The organism is Polynucleobacter necessarius (assembly GCF_900095215.1).
In the GTDB taxonomy this organism is placed as follows: Bacteria; Pseudomonadota; Gammaproteobacteria; order Burkholderiales; family Burkholderiaceae; genus Polynucleobacter; species Polynucleobacter necessarius_H.
On record NZ_LT606949.1, the window covers coordinates 1,008,312 to 1,032,079 of the forward strand.

At 47.2% G+C, this 23,768-nt stretch carries 21 protein-coding genes and 7 pseudogenes; 16 read left to right on the plus strand and 12 right to left on the minus strand.

Annotated elements, in window-relative coordinates; genetic code table 11:
• Nucleotide 1 precedes the first annotated feature (1 nt).
• The 3 pseudogenes from DXE35_RS05495 to DXE35_RS05505 all read left to right on the plus strand — a co-directional run bounded on the left by DXE35_RS05495 (nucleotide 2) and on the right by DXE35_RS05505 (nucleotide 3,308).
• Nucleotides 2-1,385, plus strand: a pseudogene (locus tag DXE35_RS05495) (MmgE/PrpD family protein).
• A 23-nt stretch (nucleotides 1,386-1,408) separates the two neighbouring features.
• Nucleotides 1,409-2,254 (plus strand): annotated as a pseudogene (locus DXE35_RS05500) (HpcH/HpaI aldolase/citrate lyase family protein).
• Nucleotides 2,255-2,312: 58 nt separating this feature from the next.
• A pseudogene (locus tag DXE35_RS05505) lies at nucleotides 2,313-3,308 on the plus strand (tripartite tricarboxylate transporter substrate-binding protein).
• A gap of 87 nt (nucleotides 3,309-3,395) precedes the next feature.
• Here the strand turns inward: DXE35_RS05505 and DXE35_RS05510 are convergent.
• Genes DXE35_RS05510 through DXE35_RS05520 form a run of 3 tightly spaced genes read right to left on the minus strand, consistent with a single transcriptional unit; the run spans nucleotide 3,396 to nucleotide 6,972 of the window.
• Nucleotides 3,396-4,016, minus strand: coding sequence for a hypothetical protein (locus DXE35_RS05510; RefSeq protein WP_114689823.1), 621 nt, complete (start codon nucleotides 4,014-4,016; stop codon nucleotides 3,396-3,398).
• Nucleotides 4,013-5,254, minus strand: a complete 1,242-nt coding sequence (locus DXE35_RS05515; protein WP_114689824.1) for a sialidase family protein — start codon at nucleotides 5,252-5,254, stop codon at nucleotides 4,013-4,015. The genes DXE35_RS05510 and DXE35_RS05515 overlap by 4 nt, the downstream gene beginning before the upstream one ends.
• Nucleotides 5,251-6,972 carry an ArnT family glycosyltransferase gene (locus DXE35_RS05520; protein WP_114689825.1) on the minus strand — a complete coding sequence of 574 codons (1,722 nt, stop codon included), beginning with the start codon at nucleotides 6,970-6,972 and terminating at the stop codon, nucleotides 5,251-5,253. The genes DXE35_RS05515 and DXE35_RS05520 overlap by 4 nt, the downstream gene beginning before the upstream one ends.
• Nucleotides 6,973-7,195: 223 nt before the next feature.
• On the opposite strand from DXE35_RS05520, the gene DXE35_RS05525 reads away from it, so the two are divergent.
• From DXE35_RS05525 to DXE35_RS05535, 3 genes are all read left to right on the plus strand, one after another.
• The gene (locus DXE35_RS05525; protein WP_231970047.1) at nucleotides 7,196-7,480 is read left to right on the plus strand and encodes a c-type cytochrome; all 285 of its coding nucleotides are present in this window, start codon (nucleotides 7,196-7,198) and stop codon (nucleotides 7,478-7,480) included.
• A 14-nt stretch (nucleotides 7,481-7,494) separates the two neighbouring features.
• Nucleotides 7,495-8,769 (plus strand): NAD(P)/FAD-dependent oxidoreductase, encoded by a 1,275-nt coding sequence (locus DXE35_RS05530; RefSeq protein ID WP_114689826.1) that lies wholly within the window; start codon nucleotides 7,495-7,497, stop codon nucleotides 8,767-8,769.
• 97 nt (nucleotides 8,770-8,866) lie between these two features.
• Nucleotides 8,867-9,325 carry a phosphate-starvation-inducible protein PsiE gene (locus DXE35_RS05535; protein ID WP_114689827.1) on the plus strand — a complete coding sequence of 153 codons (459 nt, stop codon included), beginning with the start codon at nucleotides 8,867-8,869 and terminating at the stop codon, nucleotides 9,323-9,325.
• A gap of 524 nt (nucleotides 9,326-9,849) precedes the next feature.
• Here DXE35_RS05535 and DXE35_RS09760 read toward each other — a convergent pair.
• Together DXE35_RS09760 and DXE35_RS09765 are read right to left on the minus strand one after the other, a co-directional pair.
• The gene (locus DXE35_RS09760) at nucleotides 9,850-10,359 is read right to left on the minus strand and encodes a TAXI family TRAP transporter solute-binding subunit (RefSeq protein WP_197713993.1); all 510 of its coding nucleotides are present in this window, start codon (nucleotides 10,357-10,359) and stop codon (nucleotides 9,850-9,852) included.
• A 48-nt stretch (nucleotides 10,360-10,407) separates the two neighbouring features.
• Nucleotides 10,408-10,740 (minus strand): hypothetical protein, encoded by a 333-nt coding sequence (locus DXE35_RS09765; protein ID WP_197713994.1) that lies wholly within the window; start codon nucleotides 10,738-10,740, stop codon nucleotides 10,408-10,410.
• A gap of 86 nt (nucleotides 10,741-10,826) precedes the next feature.
• Here DXE35_RS09765 and DXE35_RS05545 point away from each other — a divergent pair.
• From DXE35_RS05545 to DXE35_RS05560, 4 genes and pseudogenes are all read left to right on the plus strand, one after another.
• Nucleotides 10,827-11,535 (plus strand): annotated as a pseudogene (locus DXE35_RS05545) (pirin family protein).
• A 54-nt stretch (nucleotides 11,536-11,589) separates the two neighbouring features.
• Nucleotides 11,590-12,895 (plus strand): annotated as a pseudogene (locus DXE35_RS05550) (UxaA family hydrolase).
• Between the two features lie 61 nt (nucleotides 12,896-12,956).
• Nucleotides 12,957-13,927, plus strand: a pseudogene (locus DXE35_RS05555) (DnaJ C-terminal domain-containing protein).
• Between the two features lie 5 nt (nucleotides 13,928-13,932).
• Complete coding sequence (locus DXE35_RS05560) at nucleotides 13,933-14,322, plus strand: chaperone modulator CbpM (RefSeq protein WP_114690390.1); 390 nt, start codon at nucleotides 13,933-13,935, stop codon at nucleotides 14,320-14,322.
• Here the strand turns inward: DXE35_RS05560 and DXE35_RS05565 are convergent.
• A complete protein-coding gene (locus tag DXE35_RS05565) occupies nucleotides 14,258-16,186 on the minus strand; it encodes an ATP-binding cassette domain-containing protein (protein WP_114689828.1) in 1,929 nt (642 codons plus the stop codon). The genes DXE35_RS05560 and DXE35_RS05565 overlap by 65 nt on opposite strands.
• Before the next feature lie 71 nt (nucleotides 16,187-16,257).
• Between DXE35_RS05565 and DXE35_RS05570 the strand changes: the two genes are divergently transcribed.
• Nucleotides 16,258-16,851, plus strand: coding sequence for an AAA family ATPase (locus DXE35_RS05570; protein ID WP_114689829.1), 594 nt, complete (start codon nucleotides 16,258-16,260; stop codon nucleotides 16,849-16,851).
• 72 nt (nucleotides 16,852-16,923) lie between these two features.
• On the opposite strand, the gene DXE35_RS05575 is transcribed toward DXE35_RS05570, so the two are convergent.
• The 5 genes from DXE35_RS05575 to DXE35_RS05585 all read right to left on the minus strand — a co-directional run bounded on the left by DXE35_RS05575 (nucleotide 16,924) and on the right by DXE35_RS05585 (nucleotide 20,794).
• A complete protein-coding gene (locus DXE35_RS05575; protein ID WP_231970048.1) occupies nucleotides 16,924-17,454 on the minus strand; it encodes an OmpW/AlkL family protein in 531 nt (176 codons plus the stop codon).
• 285 nt (nucleotides 17,455-17,739) lie between these two features.
• The gene (locus tag DXE35_RS10545) at nucleotides 17,740-17,997 is read right to left on the minus strand and encodes a hypothetical protein (RefSeq protein ID WP_231970049.1); all 258 of its coding nucleotides are present in this window, start codon (nucleotides 17,995-17,997) and stop codon (nucleotides 17,740-17,742) included.
• 9 nt (nucleotides 17,998-18,006) lie between these two features.
• Entirely contained in the window at nucleotides 18,007-18,549 is a 543-nt protein-coding gene (locus DXE35_RS10550) for an oxygen-independent coproporphyrinogen III oxidase (protein ID WP_231970050.1), read from the minus strand.
• On the minus strand, nucleotides 18,497-19,153 hold the full coding sequence (locus DXE35_RS10555) for a radical SAM protein (protein WP_231970051.1): 657 nt from the start codon (nucleotides 19,151-19,153) through the stop codon (nucleotides 18,497-18,499). Before DXE35_RS10555 ends, DXE35_RS10550 begins: the two co-directional genes overlap by 53 nt.
• A 27-nt stretch (nucleotides 19,154-19,180) precedes the next feature.
• Nucleotides 19,181-20,794, minus strand: coding sequence for an NAD(P)/FAD-dependent oxidoreductase (locus DXE35_RS05585; RefSeq protein ID WP_114689830.1), 1,614 nt, complete (start codon nucleotides 20,792-20,794; stop codon nucleotides 19,181-19,183).
• Nucleotides 20,795-20,912: 118 nt separating this feature from the next.
• On the opposite strand from DXE35_RS05585, the gene DXE35_RS05590 reads away from it, so the two are divergent.
• The gene (locus tag DXE35_RS05590; RefSeq protein ID WP_114689831.1) at nucleotides 20,913-21,458 is read left to right on the plus strand and encodes a YaeQ family protein; all 546 of its coding nucleotides are present in this window, start codon (nucleotides 20,913-20,915) and stop codon (nucleotides 21,456-21,458) included.
• 109 nt (nucleotides 21,459-21,567) lie between these two features.
• Entirely contained in the window at nucleotides 21,568-21,867 is a 300-nt protein-coding gene (locus tag DXE35_RS05595) for a PIN domain-containing protein (protein WP_231970156.1), read from the plus strand.
• A gap of 12 nt (nucleotides 21,868-21,879) precedes the next feature.
• Here DXE35_RS05595 and DXE35_RS05600 read toward each other — a convergent pair.
• A pseudogene (locus DXE35_RS05600) lies at nucleotides 21,880-22,878 on the minus strand (LLM class flavin-dependent oxidoreductase).
• 33 nt (nucleotides 22,879-22,911) lie between these two features.
• Here DXE35_RS05600 and DXE35_RS05605 point away from each other — a divergent pair.
• Genes DXE35_RS05605 through DXE35_RS05615 form a run of 3 tightly spaced genes read left to right on the plus strand, consistent with a single transcriptional unit; the run spans nucleotide 22,912 to nucleotide 23,754 of the window.
• Nucleotides 22,912-23,133, plus strand: coding sequence for a hypothetical protein (locus DXE35_RS05605; protein ID WP_114689832.1), 222 nt, complete (start codon nucleotides 22,912-22,914; stop codon nucleotides 23,131-23,133).
• 15 nt (nucleotides 23,134-23,148) lie between these two features.
• Nucleotides 23,149-23,349, plus strand: coding sequence for a SlyX family protein (locus tag DXE35_RS05610; RefSeq protein ID WP_114689833.1), 201 nt, complete (start codon nucleotides 23,149-23,151; stop codon nucleotides 23,347-23,349).
• A 57-nt stretch (nucleotides 23,350-23,406) separates the two neighbouring features.
• Nucleotides 23,407-23,754, plus strand: a complete 348-nt coding sequence (locus tag DXE35_RS05615; RefSeq protein ID WP_114689834.1) for a phage holin family protein — start codon at nucleotides 23,407-23,409, stop codon at nucleotides 23,752-23,754.
• Nucleotides 23,755-23,768: the final 14 nt, after the last annotated feature.

The window sequence follows — 23,768 nt, forward strand, 5'->3', positions numbered from 1 at the left end:
GATGAGCAATCTCCATTTCTCTCGCGAGTTAGCTGCGTTCGCAGCCAACCTTCAAACAGCGGATATTCCCAACGAAGTCATGAATCGTGCTGAAGATTTATTGGTCGATTGGTTTGGTTCGGCGATTGCTGGCAAAGGCTCTCGCCCTGTCGAGCTCATTACCCAATTCGCACAAAACATGGGCGGATTTAATGCAAGCAATACCGGCCCCTCCGAGGTTCTTATCTCCCGCAAATCTTCGAGCCCTTTTTTAGCTGCCATGGCTAATGCGGCCGCATCCCACGTTGCCGAGCAGGATGATGTTCACAATGGCTCTGTCTTTCATCCAGATACAGTAGTCTTTCCGCCGGCACTTGCCTGCGCGCAAGCGCTTGGCGCTTCTGGTGAAGAATTATTGGTTGCCGCAGTCGCAGGCTATGAGGTTGGCATTCGAGTTGGTGATTTTAGGTCGTTTACATTACAAAGTGCTCCATACCACCGGAACTGCTGGAACATTAGCTGCAGCAGCGACTGTAGGTCGCCTTCTTAAACTCAATCCAGAACAAATGCTCAATGCCTTTGGATCTGAGGGCACCCAATCAGCCGGCCTTTGGGAATTGCTACGTGATGCGGCGGACTCCAAGCAATTACACACGGCGCACGCCGCCTCCACTGGCTTGATGTCAGCCTATATTGCACAGGCTTGGTTTACTGGCGCCGAGCACATTTTGAAAGGTAAGCAAGGACTTGCTGCCGGCATGTCCAGCGATAGCGATCTAAGTAAGTTGGTTGATCGTTTAGGCAGTCGCTGGGCTTTAGCGGAAACCAGCTTTAAGTATGACGCCTCATGCCGACACACCCACCCTGCAGCGGATGCCTTGCTGCCAGTAATACTGACAAATAAGTTAATCCCTAGTGATATCGCCCAAGTGGAAACACTCGTTCATCAGGGCGCTATTGATGTTTTAGGTCCAGTCACTGATCCAGCTACCGTTCACCAGTCGAAGTTCTCTATGGGTACAGTGCTGGCCTTAGTTGCCCACTATCAATTTGCCGGCCTCCAAGAGTGTGATCAACACTTTCATGACGATGAAATCTGCGCCTTCCGTGAACGCGTTTCCATGCAGATCGACCCCGCTGTGGATAGCGCCTATCCACAGCGGTGGATTGGTAAAGTCAAAGTGCATTTGAAAAATGGTCAGGTTTTAGAGGGCCGTGTAGATGAACCCAGGGGCGATCCTGGTAATACCCTATCACGAGAAGAACTTACCGATAAAGCCATGCGTCTAGCGGCTTTTAGCGATGGCGCAACTCCAGAAGAGATGCGCCAAGCAATTGATCTCTTGTGGAATCTCCGCAAACAAGCCAAGATAGGATTTCTCCTGACATCGGTATCCGCTATTTAATTGACTTATTTTTCTACTTTGATATGAATCCACTGAATACGCCACTGGGCTTTAGCACCAACTTCCTCTTTGTCCCAGGTACACGCCCAGAACGCTTTATCAAGGCGCTTGATAGTGGAGCTGGTGGCGTTGTAGTGGACTTAGAGGATGCGGTTGCCGAAGAAGATAAAGTCAAAGCGCGCGATGCGATTCGCAGTGTATGGCCCAACTTTAGCGCAGACTAAAAGAAACGCTTGGTGATTCGCACAAATTCTCCAGGTAGTCAGTTTTATGCGGCTGATTTAATTCTGGCTCAAGAACTTCAGGTTGCATGCTTATTGATTCCGAAGAGTGAATCGCATGATCAGATTAATGGCGCAGCTTTAATTCTTCCAAACACTGCGATCATTCCCATGATTGAAACCGCAATTGGCTTAGATCAACTTAAAGCAATTGCAAACTCGAATCAGGTCATTCGCCTCGCCTTGGGAAATCTCGATCTGCAGGCGGATCTTGGCATGGTATGTGATCGCCAAGAAGCTGAACTACAAACCGCGCGCTATCAAATCGTCTTAGCGTCCCGCCTTGCGCAGATTGCACATCCGATTGATAGTGTCACTCCTTCCACCGACGATGTAGAACGCATTACGGATGATGCGGAACGCGCAAAGCGTATGGGCCTTGGCGGCAAGCTCTGCATTCATTCAAAACAGGTTGGCATTGTTGTCGCAGTCTTTACTCCAACCGAAGAAGAGTTGGCTTGGGCGCATCGAGTGATCGAAGCAGACAAGGCATCCAAAGGCGGCGCCGTAAAACTAGACGGCCGCATGATCGATAGGCCAGTAGTGTTATTAGCTCAAAGGGCTTTAGCTATTACTGGTAAACACTAGGGCTAGCGAAGACAAAAATAGTTATAAAAATGGCAAAATTGGTCTACATGAACACAAGATGGAGACCCAACTGAAAATGAAGAAATTTTTGTTTTCTGGAATTGCTGCAGCCATAGCCGCCACCGCATTCCTCAGCACCACTGCCCTAGCTCAAAAAGATTGGCCCACCAAATCCATTACCTTAGTCACTCCATTTGCCGCTGGCGGCCCTACTGATTCAGTAGCACGCTTAATTGCCGTCCCTATGGGTCAAGCGCCTGGACAAACCGTTGTCGTTGAAAACGTCAACGGCGCTGGTGGAACGATTGCCAGCACCAAAGTAGCGCGCGCTGCTCCTGATGATTACACCATCTACCATATGGGAATGGCAACGGCAAACGCGTTGTATGACAAGCTCCCATACGACACGCTAAACAACTTTGAATACATTGGCCAAGTTGCCGACGTGCCAATGGTCCTCTTACGCAAGAAAGACCTGCCTGTCAACAACTTTAAAGAGCTCGAAGCCTATATCAAAGCGAATGGCTCAAAGGTCACGATGGCAACGCGGGCCCTGGCGCCGTTTCACAGCTATGCGGACTGCTATTTCAGAGCCGTATGGGTGTGAAGTTAACCAATATTCCTTACAAGGGAACTGGCCCTACCCTCACGGATTTATTGGGTGGTCAAGTTGACCTGCTTTGCGATCAAACTACCCAAACCATCCCCTACATTAAAGATGGTCGTGTAAAAGCGTTTGGCACAACCACTCTCAAACGCTTGCCAGCCATCTAAAATGTTCCCACCTTGGGTGAGCAAGGCTTAAAAGGCTTCGAAGTTAAAGTTTGGCATGGCATGTACACACTACAAGGCGTTCCTAAGCCAATCCTAGATAAGTTGAATGCCGCTTTGAAGATTGCGCTTTTAATACGCCGGATGTAAAAAACGTCTTGAGGATGCCAATATTGATATCGTCTCACCAGACAAAATGACTCCCAAAGGACTTAGATCACATCTGGAAGCAGAAATTAATAAATGGGGTTCAATCATTCGCAAATCGAATATTCCAGATTGAGAATGAAATGCAATCAACCAAGAGCCAGCGTTATGCTGGCTTTTTTATTTTGATGCTTCATTTTTTTAATGCCAGCCCATCCCATTCTTATCCTGGCCTGAACAAATATCCTGAGCGCGCCTTATCGCGACGCCTCCTGTAAAGCGCTCCAATACAAGAAAGTAGCGCCCAAATTGCCAGGAATGGATCCAGCAAGTAATCCCATAGATTGGCTGACTCATGCCAATTGGCGGACCAGGCCAGAATAGCAATCGCGATAATCCAAACACCTTTAGACCAATTCACCAACGCGCAGACCACAGCGAATGCCAAGACTGTCACCAAGAAGAGAATTGAGCCATAACCCCATGCATAAGGATCGATCATTCCCAAACCTAAAGCAAAGGGATAAAAACAGAAGGCGATCAGGGCTACTGTCAATTTAAATGCCATAGGCGTTTGCTTATTGGATGGTAGCAATGAACTCCACCACAATAAGGTCAACACAATACTTAAATCACCAGTAACGCCACGAACGTATGCGATCAATGGCAACTCCATGCCCAAGCCTAGTGGCCAAAATAATAAATTCCCGATCAGTAGAACGAGCACCAGCTTAGAGGCAAATGGCAATGGGTTTTTGGAGAATTTTTGCACAGCCCAAATACACACTACCGCAACCGATATCGATAACTCGATTAACGCCAAGGTTTGCATTAAGGAATTCATGGTTTAGCCTCCTGACCAGATGCATCCGTCTCAAGCGCTTGCGCTTTACTGAGGGCCCGCTTTAACCATGCGCCAGAGAAATAGCGGTGCCGAATTTTTTTACGATCCCAGGTATATACCAAATGCGCATCATCCCCATCTACAGTAATCAAATAAGGGTATGAGAATTCTTTGCGCTGCACTTCAGGCAAAGCCTCATCATCCTCTAGCACTTCAACGGTTTGCCACTTGCCCAATCTGGAGCTACTCATTAACAAAACCAGCCGATATCGTCCTGCTTCGATATTGTTTAAAACTAAAATGCGGACTCCATTGCGAAGAATGAGGCCGGTTAGTGCGGAATTCGGATTCGCGATAGGCAAGTCTGCGGATGACTGCCAACTTTGACCTGTGTTTTGGGTTTGGCTAACGGGAATTTGCTTTGGCAGACCAGAGCTACGCATTTGCCGAAAATAAGCACTGGCGTCCTGAGCATCATTCACAAAAACTAAAGGCTGAATCGCGCTACGTCCCGAGCTCATGCGGCGCTTATCAATCACCTTGTCCGCATCTACTCTCAAGAACTCGCCAAAACGCCCTATCCATTCATGATAAGCAGGAACGCCCAGTGAGCCATCAGTAAACATCACGCTAGGTGACTTCACGAGCGTGCTGAGATTCAATAAAGGAGAACCAATTAAGCGCCGAGGATTGCTCCATGTCAAACCATCATCATCAGAAGTGATTGCGGAAACGGAGCTGCCGGCCCAGCCGCCGATTGAAACCGTCACAAAGAATAATTGCAATCGCCCATCAGGCAACCTGCTGGGCACTGGATTGCCTACTTTAGCGATGTAGCGCGATAAACCCTTTTCGGCAACAACGCGATCCATCACAGCAGTCGGAGCACTCCAATTGGCGGATTGAGGATCGTAAACGGAGCTGTATATGGAAACATCGGCCGCACCCTCGCGACTACCCGCGAACCAAAATGCCCGAACCGCACCATCCTTTAAGGCGATCAATGAAGCCGCATGCACCGAGGCTGCGCCCGTATCTGGAAGCCAATTAAATTGGGAGGCTGGAACAGCGCTTTTAGATGAATTTTTAGTCTTTAGTGTTGCGGCCTCATCCAAGACTTCATCCACCGGAGCTAAAGAAGGGGTGGCAAATGGCGCCCAAGCTGGACGACTATCAATATGTAAAAAACCGATTACTGCGGCAAGCAATAAGAAACATAAGGCAACGATATGACTCATCTACAAACATCCTTCACGTTTGATGCATCCGGCATAGCAGCTGGGGTAGCAATCAAATACTCGTTAACAAATAAATGCTCACCAATTTTTCCAGATAGCATCTCGACAATTTCTTCATTAGAGTGACGCGCGCGCATTTCCATTCTTTGACCAACAATCTGACAGGATTCACAGAGCTCAGGCAGCGCTCCTAATGGCGCATGCACTGCTACTAGAGGATAGCGTGTCGTCAAGAAATCAATATCACCAGCGTCTTTTGCCAAATAGCCATACAATTTTGCTCCTGGTATTAACAAGCGATATTCCTCATCCTTGGCCCGATAGTCACAAGGAATCCAAACCTCTTTATCCTGCAACTGGGCAATCGTTTCTGCGGAATAGCGCCCCAATCGCCCCTCAAGAGGAGTGAGACTACTCGTTAATGCGCAATACACCAGAAAGCAGGCGGCCAATGCTAGGGTTTTTGTTTGGCTACGCCTAAACAATCCAAGCAACACAACGAGTAAACCAAAACCCATCACAATCCAATGACAAGCGGAATAAGTCCATACCCCAGCATCACCCATGAACTGGGAATGCTGGAGATTGATTCCAATCCATAGCAGCAGCGAAAGCACTAACAGCTGTAGCAGCAAGGCAATACGAAATCCCCATAGCGGCAAGCGATCCCAATGCAAAGCAATCAATGCGGCAAATGCGGGCATCACTGGCAAAAGGTAGCGACCCGATCGTTGACTAGGCAAACTAAACACAATCAAGAATGCCGCGATCAGGAGCAGCAATAAAACTTCTTCCAGATTGAGAAAGCGTCGCACGCGCCAACACTGCATCAAACTGGAAATGAGTACGAAACTAAATAAACCTGCATTAGCAATCGTAGTCAATACCAACAGCCAAATGCTGTCACCCCCTCTAAACCAATCCATGACATAGCTGGACTGTCGCGCAGCAAACTTACCAGCATTCTCGCCAAGCACAAACTCTTTCCATAGCGCATTCGGGTTGGGATCTAGGACAAACCACAAGGCAAAAACCCCTAGAGCGAGTGCTGCGATCATGATTAACTTATATAGATCCCGAATGAGTACTTGTGGAATGCTCCACTGGCGCCAACGCCAGTAGTACAAGCCCAGAGCAAATGAAGTCGGAACAATATAAGCAAATGATTTTGCAAATAAGGCGATACCGAAACAAATTCCCGCCATTAATGGGAAAAAGACTTTCGACTCAAAAGCACTCTTACCCCAATACAAGATCGCAAAAAATGGCACTGAAATCCAAAATACTTCAGGGGGGTCAGCTAAAAATGGACGACCGTAACGATAGGTCGCAAAAAAGGAGAGCCAAACCAATGCCGCCAAAATTCCTGTTTGTGTTTTACCGCTAAAGCGACGTACCGCCAAAAACAATAAGAACGCTGTTATGCCGGTGTACACAACACTCGGCCAACGCAAATTAGCCAAAGTCCAATCCTTCGCCCAGTGAGAGCTGGCAATCCCCTGCCAAAAAATCAGCGGTGGCTTGGTATTTTTAATGCCCTCCATTTCGGATTGCAGCGGCAACCACTCTCCTGAATCAGCCGTCATGCGCACAATGTGCATATAGGGATATTCATCACCGTTTTTGGGCGCAAATCGACTATCCAAGCCATAAATATAGGTAAATACACCTAAAAGCAGGATCAATATGGCAGAACGGTCAGCAAATAAGGTGCGCATAGCTATAGTGTATAGGGTTTACAAGAAGCCGCCATCAAACTACTGCTACCTATATCTTTGAATGAGCTTATAAGAAATGATTCTGATGCGATTGCCCATTTTTAGACGCATCTTGTTTAAGATGTTAACTAAATCACCTACAACTGATTGCCTAGCAATTTCCCAAACGGAGAACGACCATATGCGAGCAAGGTATTTAAAACCTGCAACTCTAGCTTTTATATTGAGTGGTTTCGGCCAATGTAGCGGCATTGCCCTCGCGCAAAACGCCGATGCAAGTAATCTATACAAACGGAGTCTTGCTGCGACCTGCGCAAATTGTCATGGAACTGATGGCAAAGGAGTGGTTGACGGTGGCATTCCTTTGATTAATAGCCTCCAGATGCTAACTCAACTTAAGGCATTCAAAACCGGTTCTCGTGAAGGGACCATCATGCCGCAACTAGCCAAAGGCTACTCTGATGAGCAACTCGAAACCATCGCCAATCAACTTAGCAAGAAACAATAAGGAGGAAGCCCACCATGGATCGTCGACACTTTATTGGTCAAAGCGCTGCTGCGCTTGGCTTGCTCGCAGGCTTCTCTGGTCAAGCCCGCGCTAATTTACAAAAAGCAGAAATTCTCGTCATTGGCGGAGGATACGGCGGAGCAACCGCCGCAAAATATCTGCGCTTATTCTCCAATAACACGGCAAAAGTAACCCTCATAGAACCAAACGCTTCTTTTGTTTCTTGCCCTTTATCCAATTTAGTCGTAGGCGGCTCCCGCACGCTTGCGGACATCACAACACCTTATGACAATCTCAGCAAACGACATGGTGTCAAGATGATTCAAGACACCGTCACTGGCATTGACCAAGCCAAGAAAATAGTCAAACTGGCTTCTGGCAAAACTTTGCGCTATGACAAAGCCATTGTTTCGCCTGGGGTGACCTTAATGATGAAGAGCATCGAAGGTTTGACGCAGGCCAATAAATCAGGCGCTACCTTGCCAGCCTGGAAGGCAGGTCCTGAAACGACTGCTTTACACAAGCAATTAGCCACTATGCGTGATGGCGGCACCTTTGCCATCAGCATTCCAGAAGCGCCGTATCGCTGCCCCCCCGGCCCTTATGAGCGGGCTTGTCAGGTCGCGAACTATCTCAAACAAAACAAACCCAAATCCAAAGTGCTGATCCTGGATGCAAACCAGGATGTGATCTCCAAGGGCGCTCTCTTTAAAAAAGTATGGGCCGAGCAGTACCCAGGAATGATTGAGTACTTACCAAAATACAATGTCACTGCGGTAGATGGAAAAACGAAAACGATTAAGTTCGAAGTGCAAGATGACATCAAGGCGGACGTTTTAAATCTACTTCCCGCTATGAGCGCCGGTGAAATCGCCGTCAAAACGGGTCTCGCCAATTCGAATGGGCGTTGGGTGAATGTCAATTACATCAACTTTGAATCCACAGCGCAAAAGGATATTCATGTGCTGGGCGACTCTATCCAAGTAGCCCAAGCCATGCCCAAGTCTGGACATATGGCAAACCAATATGCCAAAGTTGCCGCCGCGGCAATTGTGGCTGAACTCAGTGACTGGGAGGTAAACCCCGCGCCTGTGCTTACGAATACTTGCTATAGCTTTGTGAATGACAAAGAAGTCATTCATGTTGCAAGCGTGCATCAGTACAACGCAGCCGAAAAGACTTTCAAGCCGGTGCCTGGTTCGGGCGGCTTATCCCCTGCACCCTCAACACTGGAAGGTGTCTACGCCTGGGGTTGGGCTCACAACATCTGGGCAGATAGTCTGGGTTGATCTAACTCAACACTTCTAAAAAGAGGCGTTCGCGCCTCTTTACATCGCCGCATAGATACCTATACTGAGGAAAACATATTCAATATTTGGAGGCTTAATGAACATGACCCCTACCTCACCCAAAGATTCATCTAAATTAGAAGACGCCATTGAAAGATGGACTGTTCCTATTGAAAATTTATTTGTTTCTTTATTTCATCGAATCGCTCTATTTAGTATTGGCGCGGCAACCGTTTGGTCGGCGGCTGTTGCATTCCGAGGAATGGTCAACAAAGCATCGATCTCCATTGAAGATCTACTCTTGCTTTTTATCTATTTAGAAATTGGCACCATGGTGGGGATTTATTTCAAAACCAACCGCATGCCGGTGCGCTTCTTAATCTATGTAGCCATTACTGCAGTTACTCGCCTCATCATTGACTTAGTCAACACCAAACATGAAGCGGATATGCCCATCCTCTTTATGGGATTGACCATTCTGATTCTGGCTTTAGCCAATGCGGTGGTGCGCTACGCATCCTTCAAATTCCCCAGCAGAACTGGGGAAAATGAATAAGAATTTAGGTCGGAGGCAACGCTCTCAGCATATTGATAAGGGTGTTCACCCCTATTTAAGCAATTGCGTATGTAATCAATGCTAGTGCGCAAGGAATAGTAGTCGCCGGACATGCGTTTCGAAACCCTAATTTTTTAACGCTTGATATTCGAGCAAATTCAATCTCTTTAGATACTCATCTCTCTGCTCGCTACTGTAGCCATCAAGCAATTCCTATTCCAATGCGTTCAGAGAGCCATACAAGCGATTGATCTTATTTTGCATTCGCTTGGTCCTGTAACCAGGAAGCGACTGCAGAATAGGTTATGCAATAGCGCAAAAGGGCAGCAGAATGAATACCAGACGATTAATCAGTTCCGCAAACCAAAACGGCACATAGGTTGATAGTAATGGGTAATGATTATTTTCATAATGCACTGCTATAGAGGGCTATCCGGTAAAACAGAGTCCTTAAAGGAGGGGGACTCTCCTCTCTCCGAGAAAAATGATCCACGACCATTGATTTCACGAGCCGCCTCTAGAAATCAAAATTGGATCGCCGGATGCATACGATCATCCACCAATAAATTTGTCGTAGTGGCAAGCAACTTCATATCCTGTGATGGGAAATTCCGCTTCAGGTCAAATGATCCTTGAGGCACATTCAAAATGTGAAGGTAAGGAATAATTTTGACGTCAGCCTCAGCGCGCTTAAAGGTGACCAAATGCAAATTAGGATCACTCAATAAGGCCTGAACATTTGGCGCCTCGTAGGCATCCACGATAAAAGCGCCGTCAATTTTGCCTGACCTTAGGGCTTTGACCGCCTCGGCATCCGGCAGATATACAAACTGCGGAAGATGATCGAATCCTGATGCATCTAAAATCCTCGATGCTTGCGCATAAGTGCCACTACCCTGCACACCTATGGAAATAGTCTTTTTGGCCAAATATTTAAAGTGCCCGCTATGCGCCTCTATTTCACCATTCTTACTTTCAGGACCGCGATAAAAAAACCAGATCGGGTCGTAAGCGATAGCGCCCAGAGATTGCACCCCTTTTACCTCTTTGGTATGAGCGACTCCAGCCTGAACGAAAGCGGCCTAAATAGGATCGTTGCGATCAGCTAGGCGATGAATATTTTCGTGAGCACCGTTAGTCGGCACTAGCTCTAACGTAACATCCTTCTTTGCAAAATAGTCAGCATACTTTTTTCCGAGAGCCTCATATGACCCACCAGCAGATCCAGTTGCGAGCTGAACGTGATTAGGGGGTGGAGGATCCGCGTACCACCAGATCCCCATGAGGATGCCCAGGAGAAGCAGGAGCAGAGGCCAAGCCTCCTGAAGAAACTGAGTAAAGTCACTCCACCTCTCCTGAGCAGCCTCAGAAAGACCAAAGAATGTTTCTTTGATATCTTGTTTAAAACTTCCCATGTGCTACCGATCAGCAATTTTAGTTCAAGCTAATGATAATAGGCTTATCCAAACCCCTTCAATTGGCTCCTGAACACCCTTAAATCATCCTCATTCTCAGAAAATCCCAAGATCGAGGCTATGCCGACCATGGCTGGCTTAAAAGCTTTCACTCCTTTTCCTTCGCCGGCTACCATGATCCTCGCTTTATGGGGTGGGGTAACTTACGAGTAATCAATGAGGATCGTGTTACTGCAGGCATGGGCTTTGGCAAACATGGTCATCGCAATATGGAAATCATTAGCTATGTGCTCTCTGGAGAAGTGGCGCCTCAAGATAGCATGGGTAATATTAAGTCCATTCCCCCCTGGGGACGTACAACGCATGAGTGCTGGCAGTGGCGTAACGCATAGCGAATTCAATCACGACAAAGATCAAACTACCCATTTTTTACAAATCTGGATAGAGCCTAATGTTTTCGATATTGAGCCTAGCTATGAGCAAAAAGCTATCCCGGTAATCGAAAAAGATGGGGTATTACGTGTGATTGCCTCGCCCACCGGTGATGCTGGTGCCGTAAAAATTCATGCTGATGCTATTGTGTATGCCGGACTATTTAATGGCGCTCAATCAGCAACACTGTCGCTTAATCCAAAGCGTAAGGCCTATGCTCACTTTATCCGCTGGTCACTAACCATTACCATTAATGGCCAGCAATTAAGTAGTGGAGACGCCCTATTGATTGAGAACGAATCCATCCTGAAAATAGGCGGTGGAGTTAATACAGAAGTGCTGATTTTTGACTTGAGTCATTAATTCATGCGGAAGCTCAGCATACGATCTGGTCATTACGCCTGAGACCCAAAAATCATGATTGAAATCTCCGACAAGAAACTAGCTGGACCGATGATTCGCTTACACCCCAACGACAATATTGTGGTTGCGCGGGTTGATGTTGGTATTGGCACGGAAGTGCCTAGTGAAAATTTCACAAGTCGTATCCAAATACCAGCGGGATACAAAATCGCATCCAAAAAAATACGGGTCGGTGAACCCATTCTCAAATACAACGTCACCGTGGGTTTTGCTAATACAGATATTGAAGCCGGCACTCTAGTCCACAGCCACAATACTGAGTTTCGCGCATTTGATCGCGACTACGCTTATGCGGGCGAATACAAACCAACTGAACTATTACCTGAATCTGAACGTGCCACCTTTCAAGGTTATGTCAGACCCAACGGAGAAGTGGGAACGCGCAATTTCATTGGCATCCTTTCTACCGTCAACTGCTCTGCAACGGTTGTTAATAAAATTGCGGATTGGTTCACGCCAGAACGATTAAAAGAATTTCCAAATATAGATGGTGTAGTGGCGTTTAGTCACGACATAGGCTGCGGCATGGAAATGAGTGGCGAGCCAATGGAGTTACTTCGTCGCACGATGGCTGGATATGCTCTTCACCCCAACCTCGCAGCCGCACGGATTGTAGGCTTGGGTTGCGAACGCAATCAGCTCAAGGGCTTAATGGAGCAGGAAGATCTGACTGCGGGTGCAAATTTACATGCCTTCATCATGCAAGAGTCAGGCGGCACACGCAAAACGATCGAAGCGGGTATTGAAGCAGTCAAAGCATTGCTACCAGAAGCTAATAAAGCAAAACGGGCAACGGTTTCCGCCAGTCACTGATGCGTTGGACTGCAATGCGGCGGTTCAGATGGCCTCTCCTCTATTACAGAGAACCCAGCATTAGGCGCGGCCATTGATATTTTGTCGCGTCATGGCGGCACTGGCATTCTTTCGGAAACGCCGGAGATCTATGGCGTTGAACATAACCTCACTCGTCGTGCAGTGAGCAAGGCTGTTTGCGAGAAACTCATTAGCCGTATTCGCTGGTGGAAAGATGAGTATTCCGTTGGTAGAGATCTGCAAATTAATGGGCAGGCAAGCCCTTGCAACCAAATTGGCCACCAATACGCCGATGTATCAACGTCTGACTGAGGATATGGAAATCAATTGCGGGTAAATATTAGATGGCACTGTCTCCGTCCAAGTAATGGTAGAATGGATATTTGAGTTGTTTCTGCGTACCGCCTCAGGTGAACCCTCCAAGAGTGAACTTCTCGGTCTGGGCGACTATAAATTTGTACCCTGGCAAATTGGGGTAATGAGCTAAGAGAACGGTAGAATTAATCCTATTAGCTAAACCCAGACTGAAGCGATACTGAAACAAGCTTATGAAATTTAGGGATTACTACGACACACTCGGCGTTCCTCGCAGCGCGACTGAAGCTGAAATCAAAGCAGCGTATCGCAAGCTAGCACGCAAATACCATCCAGACGTTCATAAAGAAGCTGGCGCTGAAGAGCAATTCAAGCAAATTGGCGAAGCGTATGCCGTTTTAAAAGATACTGAAAAACGCGCAGCTTATGATCGCTTTGGAGAGAATTGGAAAAACGGTCAAGCCTTCACCCCTCCCCCAAATTGGAATGAAGGCTTTGAATATTCTGATGGCGGATTTGGTGGTGGCCACCCAGGATATGGTGGTGGCTTTGAAGGCGATCAAAGTGAATTCTTTGAATCCCTCTTTAGCAGAGGAAAACATCGCCAAGGTGGGCGTGGTGGCCATTCCCGTCAGGGCATGAACTTCAAAGGACAAGACCATCACGCCAAAATACTGATTGATCTCGCAGATGCTTATAACGGAGGCAAGCGCACTATCGCTCTGCATGTGTCTGTGCAAGATGCCAGCGGTCATGTCAGCACCCAAGAGCGCAAGCTAGACGTCAGCACTCCCAAGGGCATTAAGGCCGGTCAAAATCTGCGCCTCTCTGGACAAGGTGGGCCTGGCGTTGGCGAAGGCCCTGCCGGCGACCTCTATCTAGAAATCAATTTCCACCCCAATCCCATCTATCGAGTTGAGGGCAAGGATGTGTTCATCGATATTCCTTTGGCACCATGGGAAGCAGCACTAGGCACAACAGTCAATGTTCCCACAGTACTCTGGAGTTAAAAATTCCAGCAGGTACGGTAGCTGGTCGCAAGATTCGCCTGAAAGGCAAAGGCGTACCAAGCTCAGAGCCCGGTGACTTGTATGTCGTCCCCACGATTACTCTGCCTCCCGCGCAAACGGACGCAGAAAAAGAGGCCTACCAACAATTTGAAAAGGCTTTTAATTTCAACCCGAGATCTCACTTGAAGGGATGATGAATATGACGCAAACCAATATCACCTGGATTGAAGGCCAGGTAGTTGAAGATGAAGTTCATATGACAATGCTTGAACTTTCACATGCTTCGCGTACTCCAGAAGACCTCATCATGACTTGGGTTTCAGAGGGCGTCTTAAGCCCCGCAGGATCCTCCCCTGAGGATTGGCGTTTTAGTGGCGACTCACTGAGAAGAGCCAAAACAGCAGCTCATCTCACTCACGATTTAGAGTTGAATGTGCCAGGCGCTGCCTTAGCGCTGGATCTGCTGGATGAAATTGCTCAACTCGGCGCGCGCATTCAGCGCGGAGAGTCAATAAGGAATCGAATTAGGATTCAGAGCGGCTTAAGAGCTGCTCCCAGCGCTGTAGCTTCAGATCCAAATCAGATGTAATTTCGCTCACGCGCGCTTGCATGCTCGCCGCCAACTCGGGCTCATTTTTATATAAATCCGGATTGCTCATTGCAATACCGATGTCTGCTTGCTCAGTCTCTAATGCTTCAATCTGTATTGGTAGAGCTTCTAGTGCTTGACGTTCTTGACCGTTCAGTTTCTGAACCCCACTTTTTACAACTGGCTTTACTTCCGCCTTAGCCTCCAGCTTTGCCTCTGCTCTGGCTTCTACTTTTTCTCCTGACTTCCCATTAGCGCTGGATGCGCGCATTTTGTCTAAACGCGCTTTTTGAATCTTCCAATCTTCGTAACCGCCATCATACTCGCGCCAGAAGCCATCACCCTCATTCGCAATAATGCTAGTGACGACGTTATCCAAGAAATAGCGGTCATGGCTGACCAAGAAGACAGTGCCCTTATAGTCTTGCAAGAGTTGTTCGAGCAAATCTAAAGTATCAATATCCAAGTCGTTGGTTGGTTCATCCAATACCAATACATTGGCAGGACGAGCAAACAGGCGAGCTAAAAGCAAGCGGTTACGTTCACCACCAGACAAAGTGCTAACGGGGGAATTGGTTCTCTCTGGCGCGAATAAGAAATCACTTAAATAACTCTTAACGTGTTTTTTGTGACCATTGATTTCAATCCATTCGCTACCCGGGCTAATGTAATCCTCTAGCGACGCATTCAGATCAAGACCTTCTCGCATTTGATCAAAGTAAGCCACTTCAATTCGGGTTCCCATGGTTGCAGTACCAGAGTCAGGCGCAATCGTACCCAAAATCAACTGGAGCAAAGTCGTTTTACCGACACCATTGGGGCCCAACAAACCGACCTTATCACCACGCAAAATAGTGTCCGTGAAATCTTTCACAATCGGACGATCATAGCTCTTACTAACGTTCTGCAAATCAGCCACAATCTTGCCACTGCGATCGCCAGCAGAAACTGCGAGCTTTACCTGCCCCATAGCATCTCTACGTTCGGCACGACTGGTGCGTAACTTTTCTAGGCGCGCAATGCGGGCAACGCTGCGTGTACGGCGCGCTTCAACCCCTTTACGAATCCATACCTCTTCTTGCGTCAGCAATTTATCCGCCCGAGCATTCGCTAAAGACTCCGCACTGAGCTCTTGCTCTTTTACAACTTCATAGTGCGTAAAGTTGCCAGGGTAGCTGCGCAAAATGCCGCGATCGAGCTCGACAATCTGCGTACAAACGTTATCCAAGAAAGCGCGGTCATGGGTAATCAGAATGACCGAGCCTTGATATTTCTTGAGTAAAGCCTCCAACCAAGAAATAGAATCCAAATCCAAATGATTGGTCGGCTCATCAAGCAAAAGAACATCAGGCATCTCCACTAAAGCCCGAGCAAGGGCAACCCGCTTCTTTGTTCCTCCAGAAAGCGTATTAATCTTGAGTTCCGCATCGAGATGCAGGCGATCCAAAGTTTCATGAACCCGCTGCTCCCAATTCCAACCACTCACAGCCTCTAATTGCGATTGCACTTCATCTAAGCGATGGTGTGAAGCATCATCCCACTCCCCTACGGTCAACGCCTCATACTCTTCACGCAAGGCTTTTGCTTGCGCTACGCCCTTAGAAACCGCATCAAAAATGGTTTCCTCGGCCTCAAAGATAGGCTCCTGAGGAACATAGGCGATCCGCAGCCCTTGCTGATATTGCAAGAGGCCATCATCCATTTTTTCTATACCAGCCAAGATCTTCAATAAAGAAGATTTACCAGTGCCATTTCGGCCAATTAAGCCAACACGCTCACCGGATTCCAGTGAAAAAGCGGTGTTTGCGAGGAGGTCAACGTGGCCAAAAGCCAGTTTTGCATCAGTGAGTACGATTAAAGCCATGGCGACATCATTATCGTCACTTCGCCAAAAGATAAGATATTTCCGTCAATTTCTGCGAGACTATCTCTTATATGACCTGCAAATTAACCCATTCGGCACCCCGCCTCATTCTCTTTGCTGGGCATGCAGGCACAGGTAAATCCACATTGGCCAAAAAGACCTTGCCACTCTTAATTGAAAAGACGGGAGAAGATTTTTTCTTTCTTGATAAAGGCACGGCATATGGCGCCTTTAGCGCTCATGTGATGCAGCTAACTACTGGCAACCCAAACGATCGTGATAGCCCCTATTACCTCGAAAACCTACGCGATTGGGAATACCAAGGCCCCATTGATATTGCTAGAGAAAACTTGCTACTCGGGGTTAATGTGGTGCTCGTTGGACCCTTCTCAAAAGAAATTCAGAGCGGGGAAATATTTGATGCTCAGGCGCGTGGATTGCCACCACAAACTACTATTCAAATTGCCTGGATCGATCTAGAGGAATCTGAGGCTAAACGACGGATAGAAAAACGTGCTGACCCACGAGATAACTGGAAGCTTGATCGCTGGAAGCAATACACCAAGCGTAGAACTGAACCGCCAGCCCATTCTGCATTGCATCGATTTGATAACTCAGTCTTTAGTGAAAGTGATTTTGAGAAGTTTATGGAAGACTTAGTGTGATGAGCGCTAAAGCTAAGGACAAAAAAATAGAGCCCCTCAGGAGCTCTATCTCAAGACCAAAGAACTGAGTTCTTAGAACTTATAAGTCACACCAACTGCTGGCATCCATGGGTTCAAAGTCAACTTACCAATGTTTGCACCATTGCTTACAGTCTGCACGTTAGTAGCGATTGTTGCATATTTCACATCAACGTTAATACCCCAGTTTTTATCAAACATGTAATCTGCGCCAATTTGACCTACAAAACCAACGCTTGATGGCTCAACCTGTAATGCAGCGGTTGTATAGCCAGGGAAGTTTTGGCGATTACCAAAAATCGTGTAGTTACTACCATCGCCAACATAAGGCTTAAATGCGCTTAAGTCCGTGCAATGATATTGGGCCAGCAATGAAGGTGGTAATGCAGTGATTTTGCCGATATTAGCGCCACCAGCAGTAATATTTACCTGTTGTGGCCATGTCAACACTAATTCAGCAGCGATGTTTTTGGTGAAAAAGTAAGAAACGTCAAACTCAGGAATCCACTGGTCCTTTGCCTTCACATTCAAAGCCTGAACAGCTCCAGTTTGACCATTCTGCCAAAGGAGGTCCACTGCGCGCACACGCACCATCCAAGGATTCTCTTACCATCCAAGGATTCTCTTGGGCTTGAGCTTTCGCTGCGATTGGAGCTAAAGAGGCTACATCAGCCATTGCCGCTACGAGTGACTTAATACGCATGATGATTTCCCTTTTGTTGTCAATTGCAATGGAATCATTTTTGAATTGATATTCGTAATGTAGTTTGATTGCAATCAAATGAAAGAGGTATGGGGATTTTTGGTTTGCTAAAAAGCAACACAGTTTTAAGGCTTATTTGATCTAGATCAAATTCACTATATTTTGACCTACAAAACCTTGGAATAAGTGCCTTTTGCTTGAGACTCTCTGAGATGGCGATCAAACGTCATCGCCACACGCCTAGCCAATAAACGACCTTTGGTGGGAACTACTATAGACTCGCCCACCCAATCTAAAAGCCCCGCTTCACCTAGACCTTTTAACCATTCTATCTCGACTTTAAAGTACTTCGAGAACTCAATTTGATGCGATGTCGCAAAAGCCTTGGTATCTAAAGCAAACTGACACATCAACTCACCAATCAACTCTCGGCGTCACAAGTCATCTTTATCCAGACGTAAACCCCGCAGCACTGGCAAATGCCCGTGATCTAGGGCCTCGTGATACTCATCTAAAGTGCGCACATTTTGAGAATAGCAATCATCTACCTTGCAAATAGAAGAAATGCCAAAAGCCAATAACTCACACTCCGATTGCGTGGAGTAGCCCTGGAAATTGGAATGCAGCTTCCCTTCTTTTTGAGCGATAGCCAACTCATCATCTGGCTTGGCAAAATGATCCATGCCAATAAAAACATATCCAGCCTCACCCAAGCGCTCAATCGTATTGGAAAGAATATCCAACTTATCCGCAGCGTGTGGCAAGTCAGCCTCAGCAATCCGACGTTGCGGTTTAAAGATATGAGGCAGATGCGCGTCGTTATAAACAGATAGGCGATCGGGATTCATGGCCAGAACAGCGTCTACTGTTTCTTTAAAGGTTGCTGGCGTTTTTTTGGCAATCCATAGATTAAATAGACACTTCTCAATTTGAACCCATATTTCTTGACCAATCCATAACCGCTTGGGTTTCTTCAATCGTTTGGATGCGATGCACAACTTCTTGAACTGCCAAATTAAAATCTTGTACGCCTAAGCTAATCCGATTAAAGCCAAGCTCGGCCAAGAGTGCGATATCTTTTTCGGTAACGCGCCTCGGATCAATCGCAATAGAATACCCACCGCCGGGCGACAACTCAAAATGCTCGCGAGTATGGTGCATGAGCTCAATCATTTCTTCATGAGATAAAAATGTGGGTGTTCCACCACCCCAATGCAGCTGAGTGACTGGAATTTTCTTCTGGGCACCCATGGCCTTAGTAACCATTGCCATCTCTTTGGCGAGATACTTAATGTATTGAGCGCTACGACCGTGATCTTTAGTGATGATTTTGTTGCAGCCGCAGTAATAGCAAATATTCGGGCAGAACGGTAAATGAAAATATAAAGAGAGAGGCTCGTCCGCTTTGGCCACTCGCTCTAGAGCGCCTAAGTAATCTGCTTCAGAGAAATCGCTATGAAATCGATCGGCACCGGGGTAAGAGGTATAGCGAGGCCCGTTGATGTCAAACTTTTTCAGCAACTCTGGATGAAACAGCACCTCCCTTTCTTCAATCGATGAAAGGTTTGCTGCTAAGTTCACTGCGAAGCTCATAAAAGGCTTGTGTGTTTACTTTGACAAATAGTCTAGGGCAACGGCTTCAGCTACTGTAATCCCATCGACACCTGCAGACAAGATTCCGCCAGCATACCCAGCCCCTTCGCCTGCTGAGTAAAGGCCTTTGATATTCAGGCTCTGGTAATTGGCGCCACGGGTAATTCGCAAGGGGGAGGATGTGCGCGTCTCCACTCCAGTTAAAACGGCATCCTTCATGGAGAAGCCTTTAATTTGCTTCTCAAAAACAGGGATCGCCTCGCGAATGGCTTCGATAGCATAAGCAGGCAGACTATCCGCAAGATCGGTCAAATGCACTCCTGGCTTATAGGATGGCAGCACACTGGCAAATTGAGTGGAGGGCTTGTCTGCCAGAAAATCACCAACCAATTGCCCAGGCGCCTCATAAGTGCCGCCACCAAGCTCAAATGCTTTTGACTCTATCGCCCTCTGAAATTCAACACCAGCCAGCGGGCCGCCTGGATAATCCTCTGGAGTAATACCAACCACAATGCCTGCGTTCGCATTACGCTCGTTGCGAGAGTATTGGCTCATACCATTAGTGACCACTCTATTTGGCTCAGAAGTAGCAGCCACGACCGTACCGCCAGGGCACATACAAAAACTATAGACTGAGCGACCATTTTTAGCGTGATGAACTAATTTGTAGTCTGCAGCTCCAATTAATTCATGGCCTGCATGAGGACCTAAGCGCGCTTTATCAATTAGTGACTGAGGATGCTCAATCCGAAAGCCCACTGAAAAGGGTTTGGCCTCCATGAAAACACCCGCATGCTGCAAAGCCTCGAAGGTATCGCGTGCACTGTGGCCTAAAGCCAAGATCACATGACTGGCTGGCAAGTCCAGCTGCCCTTCTATCTTAACTCCAGTAATTTGCCCATCCTCAATATCAAAGCCAATTACTTTTTGCGAGAACCGAATTTCGCCGCCCAAGTCGATAGTTTCTTGACGCATCTTTTCGACAACACCTACCAAGCGGAAGGTGCCGATATGGGGCTTGGCGACATAGGTGATTTCTTCAGGAGCGCCCGCTTTGACAAACTCATTAATGACTTTGCGGCCATAAAACTTCGGGCCTTTAATCTGACTATATAACTTGCCATCTGAAAAGGTGCCGGCTCCACCGTCGCCAAACTGCACGTTGGATTCTGGATTCAATTTATTTTTACGCCATAAACCCCAAGTATCTTGAGTGCGCTCACGAACCTGTGTGCCACGCTCAAGCACAATCGGCTTACAACCCATTTGCGCCAACACGAGAGCAGCAAAAATGCCGCATGGTCCAAAACCAACCACTACGGGGCGCAGTGTTTGACCTGTAGATATAGATTCAGGTGCTTTTGCCACAAAGTGATAGCTCGTATCTGGAGATGGCCTGACATGAATATCACCCGCGTACTTTTGGAGCAGAACTGCCTCATTCTTTGAAGACAAATCCACGATATAAATAAACGCTAAGGCGACATTTTTCCGAGCATCATAGCTACGCTTGAAGACCTCAAACCCTATTAAGTCCTTCACATCTAGATCCAAGCGCTTAAGAATCGCCTTCTCCAAAGCTTCGGGAGCATGGTCGATTGGAAGACGCAATTCAGTGATACGGATCATGGGCTATTCAACACACAGTCATTTAGGCATTTCAGCCCCCTTGGGGGCTACAGCTTAAATAATATTGGTTATGGGTTCACTCCAGCCAGGAGTTCATTCATAAAGGCGATAATGCGTCATGGCTCTACGCGCAACTATCCACAAAGCCGACATTCATGTCGCAGATTCTGCCCGTCACTACTATGGCAGTCACTCATTAACCATCGCCAAGCATCCGTCAGAGACTGAGCAGCGAATGATGATCCGCATCATCGCGTTTGCATTGCAGGCGCACGAGGACTTGGTATTTACTAATGGTCTGAGCGATACCGATGAGCCCGATCTTTGGATTAAAGACCTCACTGATGCGATTAAGCTTTGGATTGAGATTGGTCAACCAGATGAACGACGCATCCTGAAAGCCTGTGGTCGCGCAGATCAAGTGGTTGTCTATTGTTATGGTGGGCACACTAGCAAAATCTGGTGGGATGGCATTGCGCACAAACTCACCCGCGCCCGAAATTTACAAGTATTCTCTATTCCAGCAGACCAGGCCGAAGATCTCAATAAATTGGTTGAGCGCAGTATGGTCCTGCATGTGAATATTCAAGATGGTGAGGTCTATGTATCTTCCGATCAAGGCGAGGTCACGATTACTCCTGAGATTTGGCGTAACAATCAATAGACGCTGATGATGAAGGTAGTGGTTTTCGATAACAATGTCTTGTTAGAGCTATTCGTCTTCAATAACTTTTAGGATACTTCACCTAAAACAAGTACTCATCGAGGGCAAGATAGATGCCCTAGCCACCCCAAGCACATTAGAAGAATTCGCTGATGTGGTTGCGCGCCCCTTGTTTTCATTGGATAAAACCCAGCGAGAACACATTCTCCTGCAGTGGCATTGCTTAGCAAGAGTATTGGATGATCAAACCTTAATCAGGGCGCCCTGGATATGCCAAGACACCGATGATCAAGGCTTTTTGGAGCTGGCATTCACGGCAAAACCTTGCACCTTAGTCAGCAAAGACAATGAGGTACTGCGGTTCGCGCATAAGGCAATCCAGGAGCACGTCCTGATTACCGCAGACTAATCAGCACTTTCTCTATAAACCTTGCACGGCTTGTGCGACAATCTCAAAAGACCTTAAGCGCGCCCGATGGTCAAATATTTGCCCAGTAAAAATCAACTCGTTAGCACCCGTGGCATCCAACCAATGACGCATGCCTTTTTGAATGGTCTCTAGCAACCCAACCACTGAAACCTGCAAAGTGTGATCTGCAGCCGCTCTTTCATGGGGCTCACAAAAATCATCTAGATTTGCTATCGGGGGTGGCAATTGCCCACGAGTATTGCGGCGCATTCTCACCACGTTCTGCTGGAGAGTGGTGAAGAGGTGTTGTGCCTTTTCATCAGTATCCGCGGCTACTACGTTCATCACAAATGCACTGTAAGGTTTGGCTTGTTGGGCTGAAGGCTTAAAGAGCTCTCGATATCTTTTCATTGCTTCAAGCAATTGTTCTGGTGCGAAGTGAGAAGCAAAAGCGTAAGGCAAACAAAAATGGGCGGCTAATTGCGCACCATAAAGACTGGATCCCAAAATCCAAATCGGTACATTGGTGTTCATGCCCGGAATAGCTTTGACAGATTGTCCATCTTGAAGCGGGCCAAAATAATGCTGGAGCTCTCGAACGTCTTGCGGCAAGCGATCATCACTACCCAGCAAATCACGACGCAAAGCCCTCGCCGTCATTTGATCTGTTCCAGGCGCCCCTACCCAAGCCCAACTCGATTCGCCCTGGATAGAGCGACTCTAGAGTGCCAAATTGTTCAGCAATCACCAGCGGAGCGTGATTGGGCAACATCACCCCTCCAGAGCCCACTCGAATCTGGGTAGTGCCTCCAGCGATATACCCAACAAGCACTGCCGTTGCAGAGCTCGCATTACCTGTCATATTGTTGTGCTCTGCTACCAGTAGCGGGTATAGCCCCATTTTTCGGCGTGTTGAGCCACGTCCAATGAGTTACGAAGCGCATCCGCTGCGGTAAAGCCCTGCGGAATCGGAGATATATCTAGAATGGAGTATGGGATGGAATTTGCCATCGCTAGATCATACCGAGAAAGCGCATTGTTGACATGAGTAAACCAAAATTAGCGGATCCTGACGATGGCCTTTTTAACCCAGGAAGCAAACTCAGGCATGTGAAGACAGGCGGCTTTTATAAAGTCGTCTTGCTCGCTAATGTAGAAGCCACTCTCGAGTCCGCCTATGTTTATGACTCCATGCAATCACATGATTGTTGGATTAGACCCAAAGCAGAAATGGAAGATGGACGCTTTGAACTCATCAGCGAATAAGAAAGATCAGTCATCATGTCCGAAGAACGCATTACCAACCTAGAAATCAAGCTCAGCTTTACCGAAGACCTTATTGAAAAGCTCAATGAGACTGTCTATAAGCAACAACAGCAAATTGAGTTCCTCTATCGCGAACTGAAGACCATCAAAGAACAGGCCAGCAGCACTGGTGGTGGAGGCGGTAGTCTGAAAGATGAAATTCCGCCGCACTACTAATCAACTGCTAAGATAGCCATAAGGCAATAAATCCTGACAACATATAAAGGAATATTTATGAGTAACTTAACGCTCTTTCTAGTCCAGTGGGGCTTAACTTCCCTATCACTTTGGGTTGCTAGTTATATTTTCAGCGGCTTGCGCTTTGCAGATGGTGGTTCACTATTGATCGCCGCCCTACTTTTGGGCTTTGCTAACGCGATAGTGAAGCCTTTACTCATTCTCTTCACCTTGCCACTAACAGTCGTAACCATGGGCCTTTTCTTGCTCGTGATTAACGCATTAGTGTTCATGCTCGTTTCCGCATTGGTCAGTGGCTTTACGATCTCTAGCTTCTGGACCGCATTTTTTGCCAGCATCTTTATTTCTTTATTTAGCCTTTTTGTTAGCGGCTTAGTTGTCTAAGAAATACTTTCCCG

Excerpts from the sequence above, each read along its gene's own strand:
- DXE35_RS05590 (WP_114689831.1), top strand. The coding sequence starts at position 20,913 with ATGGCTCTACGCGCAACTATCCACAAAGCCGACATTCATGTCGCAGAT.
- DXE35_RS05570 (WP_114689829.1), top strand. The coding sequence starts at position 16,258 with ATGACCTGCAAATTAACCCATTCGGCACCCCGCCTCATTCTCTTTGCT.
- DXE35_RS05605 (WP_114689832.1), top strand. The coding sequence starts at position 22,912 with ATGAGTAAACCAAAATTAGCGGATCCTGACGATGGCCTTTTTAACCCA.
- DXE35_RS05520 (WP_114689825.1), bottom strand. The coding sequence starts at position 6,972 with ATGCGCACCTTATTTGCTGACCGTTCTGCCATATTGATCCTGCTTTTA.
- DXE35_RS05515 (WP_114689824.1), bottom strand. The coding sequence starts at position 5,254 with ATGAGTCATATCGTTGCCTTATGTTTCTTATTGCTTGCCGCAGTAATC.
- DXE35_RS09765 (WP_197713994.1), bottom strand. The coding sequence starts at position 10,740 with ATGGGAAGTTTTAAACAAGATATCAAAGAAACATTCTTTGGTCTTTCT.
- DXE35_RS05560 (WP_114690390.1), top strand. The coding sequence starts at position 13,933 with ATGACGCAAACCAATATCACCTGGATTGAAGGCCAGGTAGTTGAAGAT.
- DXE35_RS05535 (WP_114689827.1), top strand. The coding sequence starts at position 8,867 with ATGAACATGACCCCTACCTCACCCAAAGATTCATCTAAATTAGAAGAC.
- DXE35_RS05610 (WP_114689833.1), top strand. The coding sequence starts at position 23,149 with ATGTCCGAAGAACGCATTACCAACCTAGAAATCAAGCTCAGCTTTACC.
- DXE35_RS05565 (WP_114689828.1), bottom strand. The coding sequence starts at position 16,186 with ATGGCTTTAATCGTACTCACTGATGCAAAACTGGCTTTTGGCCACGTT.
- DXE35_RS05510 (WP_114689823.1), bottom strand. The coding sequence starts at position 4,016 with ATGAATTCCTTAATGCAAACCTTGGCGTTAATCGAGTTATCGATATCG.
- DXE35_RS05530 (WP_114689826.1), top strand. The coding sequence starts at position 7,495 with ATGGATCGTCGACACTTTATTGGTCAAAGCGCTGCTGCGCTTGGCTTG.
- DXE35_RS05615 (WP_114689834.1), top strand. The coding sequence starts at position 23,407 with ATGAGTAACTTAACGCTCTTTCTAGTCCAGTGGGGCTTAACTTCCCTA.
- DXE35_RS05585 (WP_114689830.1), bottom strand. The coding sequence starts at position 20,794 with ATGATCCGTATCACTGAATTGCGTCTTCCAATCGACCATGCTCCCGAA.